Annotated in this window: 15 protein-coding genes and 1 tRNA gene; 5 read left to right on the top strand and 11 right to left on the bottom strand. The window is 59.0% G+C overall.

Annotated features, from left to right (window positions below; genetic code table 11):
• Positions 1-24: 24 nt before the first annotated feature.
• On the top strand, positions 25-924 hold the full coding sequence (locus UIA24_RS02805) for a LysR substrate-binding domain-containing protein (RefSeq protein ID WP_065759248.1): 900 nt from the start codon (positions 25-27) through the stop codon (positions 922-924).
• Between the two features lie 284 nt (positions 925-1,208).
• Complete coding sequence (locus UIA24_RS02800; RefSeq protein ID WP_330522124.1) at positions 1,209-2,435, top strand: DUF3422 domain-containing protein; 1,227 nt, start codon at positions 1,209-1,211, stop codon at positions 2,433-2,435.
• A gap of 105 nt (positions 2,436-2,540) precedes the next feature.
• On the opposite strand, the gene UIA24_RS02795 is transcribed toward UIA24_RS02800, so the two are convergent.
• From UIA24_RS02795 to dapA, 5 genes are all read right to left on the bottom strand, one after another.
• Positions 2,541-2,630 (bottom strand) — tRNA-Ser (locus UIA24_RS02795).
• 93 nt (positions 2,631-2,723) lie between these two features.
• Positions 2,724-3,434 carry a phosphoribosylaminoimidazolesuccinocarboxamide synthase gene (purC, locus tag UIA24_RS02790; RefSeq protein WP_009399599.1) on the bottom strand — a complete coding sequence of 237 codons (711 nt, stop codon included), beginning with the start codon at positions 3,432-3,434 and terminating at the stop codon, positions 2,724-2,726.
• A 20-nt stretch (positions 3,435-3,454) separates the two neighbouring features.
• Complete coding sequence (locus UIA24_RS02785) at positions 3,455-4,222, bottom strand: MBL fold metallo-hydrolase (protein ID WP_065759614.1); 768 nt, start codon at positions 4,220-4,222, stop codon at positions 3,455-3,457.
• Complete coding sequence (bamC, locus tag UIA24_RS02780) at positions 4,223-5,338, bottom strand: outer membrane protein assembly factor BamC (protein ID WP_330522123.1); 1,116 nt, start codon at positions 5,336-5,338, stop codon at positions 4,223-4,225.
• 17 nt (positions 5,339-5,355) lie between these two features.
• A complete protein-coding gene (gene dapA, locus UIA24_RS02775) occupies positions 5,356-6,234 on the bottom strand; it encodes a 4-hydroxy-tetrahydrodipicolinate synthase (RefSeq protein ID WP_065759616.1) in 879 nt (292 codons plus the stop codon).
• Positions 6,235-6,495: 261 nt separating this feature from the next.
• Between dapA and UIA24_RS02770 the strand changes: the two genes are divergently transcribed.
• Both UIA24_RS02770 and UIA24_RS02765 read left to right on the top strand, forming a co-directional pair.
• Positions 6,496-7,056, top strand: coding sequence for a glycine cleavage system protein R (locus UIA24_RS02770; RefSeq protein WP_065759617.1), 561 nt, complete (start codon positions 6,496-6,498; stop codon positions 7,054-7,056).
• Positions 7,057-7,066: 10 nt separating this feature from the next.
• Positions 7,067-7,540 (top strand): peroxiredoxin, encoded by a 474-nt coding sequence (locus tag UIA24_RS02765; protein ID WP_065759618.1) that lies wholly within the window; start codon positions 7,067-7,069, stop codon positions 7,538-7,540.
• Positions 7,541-7,607: 67 nt separating this feature from the next.
• Here UIA24_RS02765 and UIA24_RS02760 read toward each other — a convergent pair whose 3' ends face one another.
• Together UIA24_RS02760 and UIA24_RS02755 are read right to left on the bottom strand one after the other, a co-directional pair.
• Positions 7,608-8,678, bottom strand: a complete 1,071-nt coding sequence (locus UIA24_RS02760) for an AI-2E family transporter (protein ID WP_065759619.1) — start codon at positions 8,676-8,678, stop codon at positions 7,608-7,610.
• A 27-nt stretch (positions 8,679-8,705) separates the two neighbouring features.
• Positions 8,706-8,945, bottom strand: coding sequence for a sulfurtransferase TusA family protein (locus UIA24_RS02755; protein ID WP_065759620.1), 240 nt, complete (start codon positions 8,943-8,945; stop codon positions 8,706-8,708).
• A gap of 125 nt (positions 8,946-9,070) precedes the next feature.
• On the opposite strand from UIA24_RS02755, the gene UIA24_RS02750 reads away from it, so the two are divergent.
• Positions 9,071-10,504 (top strand): M48 family metalloprotease, encoded by a 1,434-nt coding sequence (locus tag UIA24_RS02750; protein ID WP_330522122.1) that lies wholly within the window; start codon positions 9,071-9,073, stop codon positions 10,502-10,504.
• A gap of 207 nt (positions 10,505-10,711) precedes the next feature.
• Here UIA24_RS02750 and nadA read toward each other — a convergent pair whose 3' ends face one another.
• The 4 genes from nadA to UIA24_RS02730 all read right to left on the bottom strand — a co-directional run bounded on the left by nadA (position 10,712) and on the right by UIA24_RS02730 (position 14,992).
• A complete protein-coding gene (nadA, locus tag UIA24_RS02745) occupies positions 10,712-11,770 on the bottom strand; it encodes a quinolinate synthase NadA (RefSeq protein WP_065759622.1) in 1,059 nt (352 codons plus the stop codon).
• A 247-nt stretch (positions 11,771-12,017) separates the two neighbouring features.
• A complete protein-coding gene (locus UIA24_RS02740) occupies positions 12,018-13,517 on the bottom strand; it encodes a YdgA family protein (protein ID WP_065759623.1) in 1,500 nt (499 codons plus the stop codon).
• Positions 13,518-13,669: 152 nt separating this feature from the next.
• Positions 13,670-14,332: a hypothetical protein gene (locus tag UIA24_RS02735; RefSeq protein WP_330522121.1), complete on the bottom strand. Its 663-nt coding sequence runs from the start codon at positions 14,330-14,332 to the stop codon at positions 13,670-13,672.
• 210 nt (positions 14,333-14,542) lie between these two features.
• A complete protein-coding gene (locus UIA24_RS02730) occupies positions 14,543-14,992 on the bottom strand; it encodes a hypothetical protein (protein WP_330522120.1) in 450 nt (149 codons plus the stop codon).
• Between the last annotated feature and the right edge of the window lie 121 nt (positions 14,993-15,113).

Below are 15,113 nucleotides of genomic sequence, written 5' to 3'. Positions count from 1 at the left end.
CGCAGCCTTCGATGACTTTTACGAATGAATTACCGCAACCTCACCCCATCCATGTCCCTGCTGCTGGCCTTTGAGGCCGCTGCCCGCCACGAGAGCTACACCCGCGCAGCCGCAGAACTGTCGCTGACCCAGAGCGCCGTCAGCCGCCAGGTCCAGATCCTGGAACGCCAATTGGGGGTGACACTGTTCCGTCGTGAAGGCCGCGCCGTCCAGCTCACCGATGTCGGGCGCCTGTACCAGCGAGAAATCAGCGAAGCATTGGGCCGTGTACGCAGCGCCACCCTGCACGCGATTGCCCATCAAGCCGGCGGCGGCAGCCTGCGCCTGGCGACCCTGCCAACCTTTGGCTCCAAATGGCTGCTGCCGCGCCTGCATGAGTTCTACCGCAGCCACCCCGAGGTACTGGTGCATATCAATTCGCGGATCGAACCCATCGACTTCGCGACCAGCGGCATCGACGCCGCCATCGTAGTCGCGGCCAGCGACCTGCCGGGGCTGATCTGCCACCGTTTGCATGCCGAAGAACTGATGGTGATCCTTTCGCCAACCCTAGCCGCCACACGGCCCTGCTGGACACCCGAAGACATCAGCAAACAGGTGCTGCTCAGCGTCGCAAACAACCTCAACGCCTGGGGCGAGTGGTTCATCCACCATGGCCTGACGCATCAGGCCATGCGCCTGGGGCCGAGCTTCGAACTGACCTCGCACCTTATCCAGGCCGTGCGCGCCGACATCGGTATCGGCCTGGTACCCAGGATCCTGATCACCGACGAACTGGCCCGTGGCGAGCTGAGCAGCCCGGCGCTGCCTTATGCCAGTTCACGCAGCTACTACCTGGTGTACCCGCCCCGTAACAAGGCACTGCCCGCGCTACAGGCGTTCAGGGACTGGCTGCTGGATAACGCTGACATGCAGCTTCAATAGATCGCGGACAACCCGTCACCCAGGCCGTTGTCAGCTTCAGTTCTGGAAACTCATCGCCCGCAACGGGTGACTCGGGCGCACATCAGCCTGTCCCAAGAACAGCAGCAGATTGATGCACTGAAAAGCAGCCACGCATCAATCCTCAACCCGATCATTGCTAACGAGTGAGGACGCCAGGGGCGTGAGGTGCAGGTGAGTGAGCAGAACCTGACACAAGCACTGGCCACCTTCGTCACCGGCATCATCGAGAGCGCCAAGAACAATTCCAAGATGGCTTGAACGACATGCACCCGCAAAGAAAGACCCTGCACAATGAGTTGCACGCCCGTCCGTCGCTGTATTTCGACGAGCCCGCGAACGTCTACCACATGGCATTCCTCACCCACGAGGTGCCGTGCGACACCCTCCTGAGCAGCTTCTGCCGCGACCCCATCGATCCCGATACTGTTCAGGGCATCACCCAGCTAGAAGGTCACGCATTGAAATGGGAGCGGCACGCCGAGTTTCTGACCCTGACAGTGGTGGTGACCTCATCCGACCCCGAGCCTGGCTGGAGCCCGCCGCCAAAGGCCCTCATGGACCGGGTTGCGCCTTACTTGCAGCATATGATCAACGCCGTACAAATTGTGGTGCGCGCCGATACGTCCTTTAACGGTGACCTTTCCAGCTTCGGCTTCAAAGACCCCTGCGGCTCTTGCATAGGTGGCGGCGATGCGGTGGTGTGGAGCGACTTCCGCTTGAGCGAAGATGGCACCAATCGCTTTCTGTTCGTGAACAAACGCCTGAATGCGTACCGTCAAGGGCGCATGATCCGGCGCCTGCTGGAAATCGAGACCTACCGCATGATGGCCTCGCTTTCACTCACCACCGCGAAAAACCTGAGTACTCAACTCAATACCTTCGACAGAACGCTGGTCAACCTCTCAGAGCGCAACGCCGGCGCCGAGACCGGCGATGCCAAGGCGCTGCTGGCCGACATCGCCAACCTGTCGGCACAAGTGGTCAGCAGTACCGCGAAAACCCGGCACCGCTTCAGCGCCACACAAGCCTATGCCCAACTGGTATTTGAGCGCTTGAGCGAACTACGGGAAAGCCATGTCGGAGACTGCCAGCGGCTCGGTATCTTCATCGAAAGACGATTCAAGCCCACCGTCAGATACTGCGCCGTCACCGAACAACGCCTGGATCAACTGGCCAAAAGCGTCGCCAACCTCGGCGACCTGCTGCAGGCGCGCGTACAAGTCGAAATGGAAGAGCAGAACGCGGAAATCCTCAAGAGCCTGAGCAATCGCGCGGATACTCAAATAAAGATCCAACGCGCGGTAGAAGGCCTGTCGATCATCGCCATCACCTACTACCTGCTGAGTCTGCTCAAGCTGCTCTACTCGGGCGCACACACCCTGGGGCTGGAGATGTCCCCAAAAGAAGCCATGCTGACCATGAGCCCACTGGCCATCAGCATTCTCCTGCTCATCCTGATCCGGATAAAAAGAGCGAAGAGCGAGCATTGAACCCGCGGAGGGCCGTTGCACCGCAGCGGCCTGAAAAACCGACACCCAAAAGCACAAAACCCCTGAAAGCGTTAACGCTTTCAGGGGTTTCGTGTACTTCATGTATGGCGGAGAGATAGGGATTTGAACCCTAGGTACTGTTGCCAGTACAACGGATTTCGAATCCGTCCCGTTCGGCCACTCCGGCATCTCTCCAGTGGCGCGCATGATACCAGCAGTTTGCCAAAAGGCAAAGCGCCTTGCGAAAAAAATTCGCGTGGTATCAGGCGCTTGCGTTAAAACGCCAGCTTACAGCGGTACGCCCAGGCGCTTGGCCACTTCTTCGTACGCTTCGATGACGTCACCGAGGCCCTGACGGAAGCGGTCCTTGTCCATCTTCTTGCGGGTTTCCTTGTCCCACAGGCGGCAGCCGTCCGGGCTGAACTCGTCACCCAGCACGATTTCGCCGTGGAATACACCGAACTCCAGCTTGAAGTCCACCAGCAGCAGGCCAGCGTCGTCGAACAGCTTGGTCAGTACTTCATTGACCTTCAGCGACAGCGCTTTCATTTTCGCCAGTTGCTCGGCAGTGCCCCAACCAAACGCAACAACGTGCGATTCGTTGATGAACGGATCACCCTTTTCGTCGTTCTTCAGGAACAGTTCGAAGGTCGAAGGCTCCAGCTTGATGCCTTCCTCAACGCCCAGGCGCTTGACCAGGCTGCCAGCAGCATAGTTACGCACGACGCACTCGACCGGAATCATGTCGAGTTTTTTGACCAGGCACTCGTTGTCACCCAGCAGTTTGTCGAACTGAGTCGGGATACCCGCTTCTTCGAGCTTCTGCATGATGAAGGCGTTGAACTTGTTGTTCACCATACCTTTGCGGTCGAGCTGTTCGATACGCTTGCCGTCGAACGCCGAAGTGTCGTTGCGAAACAGCAGGATCAAGCGGTCAGCGTCATCGGTCTTGTAAACCGACTTGGCTTTGCCGCGGTAGAGTTCTTCACGTTTTTCCATGATGGGCTCCGCTTGCTAAGTTAGATGGGCCGGGCGATTTCGCGCCAGTCGAGCCCTGAATCCTGATTGGCCACCTGTAGCCAGCCCGGGTCACACCCCAAGGCGTCGACAAAACACTGCCGGGCCAGCTGTGGCTGGTTGTTCTTGCTACTGAGGTGGGCCAGCACCAGATGCTGCAGCTTGTGCCAACCCAACTCGGCCACCAGGCGCGCGGCCTGATGGTTGTTCAAATGTCCTAGATCACCACCCACCCGCTGCTTGAGGAAATAGGGGTAATGCCCTCTGGCCAGCAGATCACGGCAGTGATTGGCCTCGATCAACAAGGCGTCCAGATCCTGATAGTGAGTCAACAGCCGATCATCATACGAACCCAGGTCGGTCAGCACACCCAATCGCCGATGACCGTCACTGAACACATACTGCAGTGGCTCCAGCGCATCGTGCGCCACAGCAACAGCGGTAATACTCAAGCTTCCCACCTGCAACCGCTCGTCACCGGCCAGGAAGCCTGCGACCTCGACGGGCTTGCGCATCCCGCGCAGCGTCCCACGGCTGAGGTAGACCGGTAGATTGTAGCGCCGCGCCAGCAAACCAACGCCATGAACATGGTCGGCATGTTCATGGGTAACGACGATGGCATTCAATTGATCTGGCGCTACGCCGAGCAGCGCCAGGCGCCGCTCGGTTTCCCGCAGGGAAAAGCCACAATCGACCAGCACACAGGTGTCGTCACTGGCGATCAGCGTACCATTGCCCTGGCTACCGCTTCCTAGTACGGCGAAGCGCACTTAACCCAGGTTGTCCTGAATGACACTCAACACACGACGAGCGACATCAGCTGGCGCGACGGTGTTGATGTTTTTCTCGACCGTAACCTGGACGCTGTCACCCACCTTGCTCAGGCGAACCTGATAACGCTCGGCACGGGCTTCACGCTCTTCCTTGCTCGGCTCGCTGCCCAACAGCTTGCCGAAGAAACCAGGCTCCTGGTCGTGCTTCTCGGCTTTCTCGGCCAGGTTGATGTAGTAAAGGCCCAGGCTGCGGTTTATGTCTTCGACACGCCACTCACCGTGTTCCAAGGCGCGGCCCACACTGGACCAGGCACGATCAAGGTCGGCGCCCAGGTTCAATACCGGGTTGCCGCTGCCGTCTTCGCTCAGGCTGACACGGCTAGGGGCATCGAAATCACGAGCAGCAAGCAGCGAGACGGAACCGCCCTTCTCGGCGCTACGGGTCATGCTGGCGAGCATTTCATCGACCAGCAGGGCATCAGCGGCGGTATTGACGGAACGCGCCGGGAAATCAACCTCGGCGGTGCTGCCGGCCGGACGCTCAGCAGTCACCACATAGACTTCACTGGTGCCCCGCTGTACACCTGGCTCGATGCGTACACGCGCACGCATTTCACTGTCACCGCTGGTGGCGGTGCTTGCCAAGCGTTTTGCCATGGCGGCCGACAGCTCGTCGGAACGCTGCCAGGTGGTCGTGAACTCACCGGTTTGCGGACGCTCTTCGGCAATACGGAAACCGTTGTCTTCAAAGAACTGACGAGCCACTGGCCAGACTTCAGCCGGTGCACGCTGGGCCAGTACCCAACGCGAGTTACCACTCTTCTGCAGGCTGAAGTCGCTGGCTTCACCCGCCGCCGACAACGGCAGCGGACGCGGCACGTCGAACTCGCCCTTGGTACTGCTGTCCGCGACGTTACGCGGGATCGGCAGCAGCGGGTCGAGACGCTTGGCACTGCTGACATCCGGTGGCAGTTGCATCGGCGGCTTCTGGGTAGCCTCCAGATAGTCGCTGCCACGGTCACGGAAGTAACCGTCTTCACCCCACAGCCAGCCGCACCCGCTGGTGCTGGAGATAATCAAGGCAAGGGCGGAAAGACCAGCCAATCGCTTCATGCGGTGTACTTCCTCAGTTAAACCAGTACGCCGGACTGGCGCATGGCCTGCCGCAGCGTTTCATGACAAGGTTCGCTCAGCCAGGTCAGCGGCAGGCGAATGCCTTTGTGCATCAGGCCCATTTCCACCAACGCCCACTTCACCGGGATCGGGTTGGCTTCGATGAACAGGTCCCTGTGCAGCGGCATCAGTTTTTCGTTGATGGCACGGGCCGTTTCGGCATCGCCCTTGAGGGCGGCTTCACACAGGTCGGCCATTTCGCGTGGCGCAACGTTGGCGGTTACCGAGATATTGCCCTTGCCGCCCATCAGGATCAGCTCAACGGCGGTTGGATCATCGCCGGACAGGACGATGAAGTCCTTGCTGACGCCATCCAGGATGGCCTTGGCGCGCTTCAGGTCGCCTGTGGCTTCCTTGATACCGATGATGTTCGGTACGGTCGAAAGACGAATGACGGTCTCTGCCTGCATGTCGCAGGAAGTACGGCCGGGCACGTTGTAGAGAATCTGCGGGATGTCTACGGCTTCAGCGATATGCTTGAAGTGCTGGTACAAGCCTTCCTGGGTAGGCTTGTTGTAGTACGGCACCACCAGCAGGCAGGCATCAGCCCCGGCGTTCTTGGCGTTGCGGGTCAGCTCGACCGCTTCACGCGTGGAGTTGGCGCCGGTGCCAGCGATCACCGGGATACGCCCGTTGACCTGTTTGACTACAGCCTCGATGACTTTGATGTGTTCTTCGACATCAAGGGTCGCAGACTCGCCGGTCGTACCGACGGCAACGATGGCATGAGTACCGTTTTTCAGGTGAAAGTCCACGAGTTTGCTGAGGCTGTCCCAGTCAAGACGCCCTTGTGCATCCATGGGTGTGACCAATGCCACCATACTGCCCGCAATCATGAAACTGCTCCTGCCGGAAAAAGAGAGCGGTAATGGTACTGGCGCCATCGGGCTTGCACAAGCGAAGCAGGTGGCCGGAGCATTCCCCTCGGCAGCAGTTTTCGCTACCCTTCCCTCTTTGATCGGTACGCAGCAGCCCCCTGGCTTGCTGATGATGCACCTCGGCTGCGCCCTGACCCTCGATTCTGAGCGGCGGAACGGTATACAGCACAGCCTCTTGCCACGTCACGTACCGACCGCTCATCGCTTTAGGAATGCTGCATGTCCACCCCCACCGTTCGCGAACAATTCCTTGTCATCAGCGCCCTGGGCCCCAATCCCATGGAGCTGACCAACATCCTGTGCCGCACCAGCAACGACAACCGTTGCTCTGTCGTAACCTCGCGCCTGACACGCCACGGGGAATGCAGCGCACTGGTGCTCCAGGTATCGGGCAGCTGGGACGCACTGGCGCGGCTCGAGGCTGCACTCCCAAGCCTGGCCAAGAAGCACAGTTTCACGGTCAATGTCGTGCGCAGCGCAGGCCTGGAGGTTCGCCCACTATCCTTGCCGTACGTCGCCTACATCAGCGCCGCCTATCGGCCCGATATCATCAATGAGCTGTGCCAGTTCTTCCTCGACCACCGGGTCGAGCTGGAGAACCTGACCTGCGATACCTATCAGGCACCGCAAACCGGCGGCACCATGCTCAACGCCACGTTCACCGTGACGCTGCCTGCGGGCACACAGATCAGCTGGCTGCGCGACCAGTTCCTGGACTTCGCCGACGCACTCAACCTGGATGCGCTGATCGAACCCTGGCGCCCACAAAACCCCATGTAAGGAATGCACCATGGCTGTTGAACTCGATCAATCGGTACCCGCTTTCCAGGCCGAGGCCACCAGCGGCAAGCAGATCAACCTGGAAGCCCTGAAAGGCCGTCAGGTCGTGCTGTACTTCTACCCCAAGGACAGCACCCCGGGCTGCACCACCGAAGGCCAGGGTTTTCGGGATCACTACGCGGCCTTCCAGGCGGCCGACACCGAGGTGTTCGGCGTTTCCCGCGACAGCCTCAAATCGCACGAGAACTTCAAGTGCAAGCAGGCGTTCCCGTTTGAGCTGATCAGCGACAAGGACGAGGCGTTGTGCCAGTTGTTCGACGTGATCAAGCTTAAGAAGCTCTATGGCAAGGAATACCTGGGCGTAGACCGCAGCACCTTCCTGATCGACAAGGATGGTGTACTGCGCCAGGAGTGGCGTGGCGTGAAAGTACCGGGCCACGTTGAAGCCGTGCTGGCCCAAGCGCAGGCGTTGAACAAGGCCTGAAGCGCTATCGTCGGCAAGGCCGGCTCCTGATGGATCTGGCCTTGCCGGTGATCAACCCTGCCTGACGTTACAGCAATGGCGCCACAGGCGGTTCCCGGCGAGGCCAGGCATCCAGCACCGCCTTGAACAGGGTCGCCAACGGAATCGCAAAGAAGATCCCCCAGAACCCCCACAGCCCGCCGAACAACAGCACGGCGCAGATGATTGCGACCGGGTGCAGGCTGACGGCTTCGGAGAACAACAACGGCACCAACACGTTGCCGTCCAGCGCCTGAATGATCGCGTACACCGCCATCAGGTAAATGAATTGGTCTCCCCAGCCCCACTGGAACAAGGCGATCAATGTCACCGGCACGGTCACCACCACCGCCCCGACATAGGGCACTACCACCGACAGACCGACCAGCAGTGCCAGCAGCGCCGCGTAGTTCAGCCCAAGGGCGACAAAGGCGATGTAGGTCGCGACCCCGCAAATCAGGATCTCGATACCTTTACCGCGAATGTAGTTGGCGATCTGCCGGTTCATGTCCTCGGCCACACGGGTCATCAAGGCCCGCTCACGCGGAAGGTATCCACTGACCCAACGCGCGATCAGTTCACGGTCCTTGAGGAAAAAGAACACCAGGATCGGTACCAGTACCAGGTAGATCATGACGTTGACCAACAGTGGCAGGCTGGACAACGAGAAGGTCAGCGCCCACTGGCCGAACTTGCCGATCTCGCCACGCATCACTTCAATGGCCTGCAAGACCTGTTCGTCCGAGACCAGGTGCGGATAACGCTCCGGCAGCAGCAACAACAGCGACTGCCATTTGCCAAGCATGCCGGGCAGTTCGTTGAACAAGGTGATCAACTGATGCCACAGCAACGGCACCAGCACCAGCAGGAACACTGCCAACGCCCCCATGAACAGAGTGAACACCAGTGCCACGGCAATCTTGCTGGGAACCTTGAAACGCTCCAGGGCATTGACCAGGCCTTGCATGAGAAACGCCAGGACCATGCCTGCCAACACGGGCGCAAGCATCCCGCCAAGGGTCAATATCGCGGCAAACGCCAGGAACAGCAGCACCGCCAGCACCACTGCCTCTTCATCGGAGAAATAGCGCTGCATCCAGTCGCGAAGCACTTTGAACATCAACAATCCTTAAATACGGGGGAAGACTCAGGCTTTCTTCAGCCAATAGCTGAAAACCCCGGCCTCGGCCTTTTCGAGTAGCAGCGTGTGACCTGCCAATTGAGCAAAAGTGCGAAAATCACGTTGCGAACCCGCGTCGGTGGCGATCACCTTGAGCACCGCGCCACTGGCAAGCCGATTCAGCTCCAGCTTGGCCTTGAGCAGAGGCAGCGGGCAATTCAGGCCACTGGCATCGAGCTCGGCGTCACAGGGCAGGCTATCGGTCATCGGTTCTCTCCTGGCAGGCGCCCGGTCAAGGGCATTGATACAAAGCAAGCCCGGTAGAATACCGCCTCTGGTCGCAGACGTGCGAGCGGGCTACAGTAAGGTCTTTGTCGACCAGAGCTTCGTGCATGAATTTTCTGCGCCCCACCTTGCTGACGCTGGCCTGCCTGTTGGCGCTACCGAGCCATGCCGACGACCTTCCGTCACTCGGCGACGCCAGTTCGGCCATTGTCTCGCCGCAACAGGAACACCAACTGGGCCGCGCCTGGCTCAGCCTGTTGCGGGGCAATGTCGGCCAACTGTCCGACCCCCAGCTCAAGGATTATGTCGAGACCAGTGTCTACCGGCTTGCCGAAACCAGCCAACTGCAGGACCGACGCCTGGAGTTCATCCTGATCGACAGCAAAGAGCTGAACGCCTTTGCTGCGCCCGGTGGCATTGTCGGGGTCAACGGAGGGCTGTTCCTCAACGCCCAGAACGAAGGCGAATATGCCTCGGTACTCGCCCACGAACTGGCGCACTTGTCACAGCGCCACTTTGCCCGTGGTGTTGAAGCCCAGCAACGCATGCAACTGCCGATGATGGCGGCCCTGCTGGCGGGGATCGTGGTTGCAGCTTCCGGTGCCGGGGATGCCGGTATTGCCGCCATCGCCGGCTCCCAGGCTGCCGCGATCCAGGAGCAGCGGCGTTTCTCCCGGCAGAACGAGCAGGAAGCCGACCGTATCGGCATCATCAACCTGGAAAAGGCTGGCTACGACCCACGGAACATGCCCAGCATGTTCGAGCGTTTGATGCGCCAGTACCGTTTCGACGCCAAGCCGCCAGAATTCCTGCTGACTCACCCGGTGACCGAGTCGCGTATTGCCGACACCCGCAACCGTGCCGAACAGGCACCTGCCGGCGGCACCGAAGACAGCCTGCGCTACCAATTGATGCGTTCTCGGGTGCAATTGACCTACGAGGGCACCCCCGGCCTTGCGGCCAAACGCTTCCGCGCCATGCTCGAGGAAAACCCCACACTCGATGCCGCGCGCTATGGCCTGGCCATCGCCCAAACCAAGGGCGGCCAACTGAACGAAGCCCGCGAAAATCTCAAGCCTTTGCTGGCCAAGGCACCGAACGACATCACCTACAACCTGGCGCAAATCGACCTGGACATTACCAATAATCGACTGGCCGACGCCGAACAACGGGTGGCGAAGATGCTCACCCTCTACCCCGGCAGCTACCCACTGCAGCAGGCCCGGGCCGATGTATTGCTGAAACTGAATCGCCCAGCCGAAGCGGAAAAGGCGCTGGACGGTTTGCTGAAGAACCGCCCAGACGATCCGGATGTCTGGTATGAAGTGGCCGAGGCACGCGGCCTGTCAGGCAACACGATAGGCCTGCACCAGGCTCGCGCAGAGTACTTTGCCCTGGTCGGCGACTACGACCAGGCAATTCAGCAGCTTGATTACGCCAAGCGCCGTGCCGGCAACAACTTCCAGTTGGCGTCGCGCCTCGATGCACGGCAACGGGAAATGCTTGAGCAGCAACGCATGGTCAAGGAAATGATGCGCTAGGGTCTGTATGAAAAGTCTTGAGACGAAGGTCAGGCAAGGCGAAAACAGCCGAGGAAGCGGAGTTTACGGGTTGTAAATGAGCATTCCGAGGCTGTTTTCAACGCAGCATCACCGAGTATCAAGGCTTTTCGTACAGAGCCTAACCCACGTACGGCAGCAGCCCCACAGCACATGGGGCTGCCCTGCCGTCGCAGGATTCGGCGTGTATCAGGCGTTACCGGACAACTTCATCCGCGCGGCATGGGTGAAATCCAGCATGCGTTTGAGCGGGCGAATGGCCTGCGGAATCAACGCAGCGTCCACAAAAATCTCGTTACTGCCCTCACGCAGGCACTGCAGGGTGCGCTCCAGCGTGTTCATGGCCATCCATGGGCAATGGGCGCAACTGCGGCATGCGGCACCGTTACCTGCGGTAGGCGCTTCGACAAAGACCTTGTCCGGGCACAGCTGCTGCATCTTGTAGAAAATGCCGCGATCGGTGGCGACGATAAAGGTTTTGTTCGGCATGCTTTGCGCAGCGGCAATCAACTGGCTGGTGGAACCCACCGCATCGGCCAGCTCGATCACTGCCTCAGGGGATTCAGGGTGAACCAGAATCGCCGCATCGGGGTACAGCGCTTTCATGTCCGCCAATTGTCGCGACTTGAACTCTTCGTGAACAATGCACGCGCCGTCCCAGAGCAGCATGTCGGCGCCGGTCTGTTTCTGGATATAACGCCCCAGATGCTGGTCCGGCCCCCAGATAATGGTCTCGCCGTTATCCATGAGGCTTTCAACGATTTCCAGTGCACAACTGGAGGTTACCACCCAGTCAGCCCGCGCCTTGACCGCTGCCGACGTATTGGCATAAACCACTACGGTACGCTCAGGGTGCTTGTCGCAGAACGCCGAGAACTCGTCCACCGGGCAACCCAGGTCGAGCGAGCAGGTCGCTTCAAGCGTTGGCATCAGCACACGCTTCTCAGGGTTGAGGATCTTGGCGGTTTCGCCCATGAAGCGAACACCGGCAACGACGACCGTCTTGGCCGGGTGCTTGTTACCAAAGCGAGCCATTTCCAGCGAGTCAGACACGCAGCCGCCCGTCTCCTCGGCAAGTGCCTGGATGACCGGGTCACAGTAATAGTGCGCCACCAGGACCGCATCCTGCGCCTTGAGCTCAGCAGCGATGGCGGCACGGTAATGGGCTTCTTCTTCCGGTGTCAGTGGCTTGGGTTGCTTGGCATCCAAGTGAGCTTGAACCAGAAGGCGTTCGGAGATATGCGTCATGTTCGGCAAGACCTGCAGGCGCTGATACGCGTAAGTCGAGTGTATCACCGAGCCCCGGCAAATCGGCTACAGGTTCCGTCGGCAAGTGCCCGAACGGCAGTTGCGGCAGGACCGTAAAGCCTCTGCGGCCTCGGCTTCATAGGAGGCCGAAGGCTACAGATAATCAGATGAATTCTAAAGGCTTTTTTGGCCTGAAGCGGCCAAGGACAGGCAACCTTAGCCTCGGCTGCCCGCCCCTTGCATCACATCAACCGCCGATTTGACCCATGGCACCGAGGTTGGCCATGACCAGCCCGGCGAACTCTTCAAGGGTCATTTTCTGCCCATTGAACTCCACCTGGCCATCGACATAGTTCAAGTTGGCAACGACATCACTGCCCTGCAGCTTGGCCAACTGCGTCTGCAGCGCCATCTGCCCGACCATTTCACTGGTCATGGACGCCTGCTGGGCAATCGCCTGGGTGTCGGTTTCACCCTGGAAGGCAGCCTGCAGAACCGCCAGATCAACGATCATCGGCTTGGACAGCGTCAGGTTGCTCTTGAGCTGGGAGATCAATTGGCGACCCAACTGATCAGGCGGCAACTCCAACGAGGTCGGCTTGTTCAGCTCAACCGCCAGGCTGAAACGGCTTTCACCGTTGGCGGTCTTGAACGACAAGTCTTCCAGCGCGACCTGCGGCTTGGCCGCGAGCATCTTCAGGATATCCTCGCGTACCTTCGCCTCTTCTTCAGGGCTCATCGCCAACTGCGGCATGGACCGCCCCTCGGCGGCGGCCTGCTGAATCTCGGGCAGATGGCTTTCATACCAGCTCATCAACGACTGGAGCGCCGGAATATCCAGGCTCTTCACGCTCATGACCATCTGCGCACTGCCGACCGACTTGCCCTCGTAGCTGATGTCGCCGACCTTGTAGGTCAGGCGGCCCGACATTTTGTCGCCCTCAGCGCGGTAATCGTTGCGCTGCTCAAGCGCCTTGAGCAGCAACGTCGACTGCTGATCACCGAACACGAACTGGCTGCTGGCCAACCCGAAGTCAACCTGCCCCACATAGAAGCCATAGGTGGTCTTGGTCAGGTCGCCAGTAATATTCATGCCATTGAGGTCGATCTTGACCGGCGCAGTGTCAGGCGACACCAGCGACATGGCGAGGCTGCCCATGGTGCCATTGACCTTGACCTTCTCGGCATCGGCACTGCTGTCGACATCCAGGTTGAAGCCGGAGAATTTCACCACCGAGCCGTCGTCACCGGTAACGTCCAGCGGCAACAGTTTCATGCTGCCCTGTACCGAACGGTCATAACCCAGGCTGACCTGACCCTGCAGCGGCGCAACTTCCTTGGCCGCGGCAAACCACTTGGCGGTACCTTCAGTCTTCTCCAGCGCATAGTTGCTGGTTGCCATGACCGGCATCAGCTTGAACGCCTTCAAGCGCGACCATGGCAGCGGGCCGTGCTCGATGCGATCAACGAAGTTCAACTCGAGGCTCACCGACTCGTCACCGGCATCCAGGTTTGCAACCTTCACACGGTAATGGGCGGTACTGGTGTAGAAGTGCTGCTCCAGCGAAACCAACTCGACGCTGGCACTGGCGCCCGTGCCAAGCAATGCCTTCTGGGCCTGCTCGTTACTTTGCGCAATAGAGGCCTTCAAGGCGTCAGGCAACTGCTTGCCGGTGTACCAGGTACCTGCACTCGTCAAGGCCGCGAGTACCGCAAGACCGGAAAGTACGCCTACTGATTTCTTCATGAACTGACCCGAACGATATCCATAATGGGGGAAGTATGACTGTTCAGCCAAACCGGCATGCCGCGACGACACGGGTTGACCGAAGGCGCGAAGAATATCACTTTGCCCGCCCTTTCCCCCAGTACTTCACCAGGATCATGAGGCGCTTCACACTATGCGGGGTCGGTACTGTTCAACACGCCCTTGCGGCCATCCGGGCTTTCCACAAGCCACTTCTCGAGCAACCCGCTCAGGCTCATGCCATTGCCCTCGGCCTGATGAGTAATGTAGTTGAAACCGCTGTCAATCCATCCCTGTAATTGGCTCACATAGGTATCGGGGTACTGCGCCTGCTCGATGGCAGGTAGCCCCTCATAATGCTCAAGCACTTCCATGAAAAAGCCCGTGAGCTTGCCGGTCCTGTTGTATTCAACATCCGACTTTGCCAGCACCATCCGGCGCCATTCGTACTCCTGCTCTTGGGTTTCGTACACTGCAGCAAGCCGCTCATTGACCGTGAAAGCACCACTATCGTCATAGGCAATCAAGGCCAATTGATCTCGTGACATGCCCGCAAAAGGATTGGTCCCGGAACGGGAGCCATATATACGGCCATTGACGAAGTCCGTCGCGTCTTTGGCCCGTGCCAACAGCTCCGGGTCATCACTGTTTGGCAGCTCGGCATCATGCTTCGCCTTGTTAAAGAAATAACTGTCACCCAAAATTTCATTCAACCGTGCTTTCGCGACGTCACCCAGCGCCTTGCGATCAAGCCCGGCATCCCGCGCCTCGGCACGCGCAGCCGCCTCGCTGAGCTGCCGCGCCAGAGTAGACACCGTACTTGCCTCACTCGCTGCCGGGATGACCGCAGCGGAGCACGCTGTGTCGTCTGGGCTAACGGGCACGCTTGGGCTGGCCCGGGTCAGCACACTGGTACCGGAAAAGGATGTATACCCTGTAACGCCGACCATAGCGGTCTTCCTTTGACTGACGAATAGGTATTGCAAAAAAAAGGCCGGCTAATACAGCGCCGGCCATAGGGATGATTACTTCATTGCAAACTCTACAGACCACTCGTGACTCGTGTAATTGGTCGATGTGATAGTCGCGGTACACGTGGCACCGCCACTGGGGGTAGACGTCTTGTTCCAGGACGGCACCTTGATACCGCTTGAGTTGTATGTATTCACATACGTCGTGGTAAATGCACAGGTTTTGCCGCCAACCTTGTAGCGGACAGCAGCGAAATTTGTATCAGGAGAGACATTGCTTTGAACATAGTAGGTATCCGCCCCTCCATAATCAACCAAAGCAGCCGGCTTTGGCGAAGCATTTACATTGGTACTAGCCTCATTTGACGTCTCTATTACATATGCAGCATCTGAGATAGCGTTATTCTTAAAGGTCACCATAACCTTAGGCCCAGCATGCGCCGCACCTGCAGCAAACAAAGTAACGACCGAGAGCAGCGCAAGTACTACCTTATGTAAATTCATACTTTATGTCTCCACGTGATTGAACAGGCATTATTAAATTACAGCGACTCCTCTTGGAGCGACGCCAAAAGCAATGCTGAACTGATGATTTCTCGATAAACCCAACTGACTGCGCCTGATT

The organism is Pseudomonas sp. AL 58 (assembly GCF_036348395.1).
In the GTDB taxonomy this organism is placed as follows: domain Bacteria; phylum Pseudomonadota; class Gammaproteobacteria; order Pseudomonadales; family Pseudomonadaceae; genus Aquipseudomonas; species Aquipseudomonas defluvii.
The sequence above is the reverse complement of the archived record's forward strand: the minus strand, read 5'-3'. Positions and strand labels throughout refer to the sequence as shown.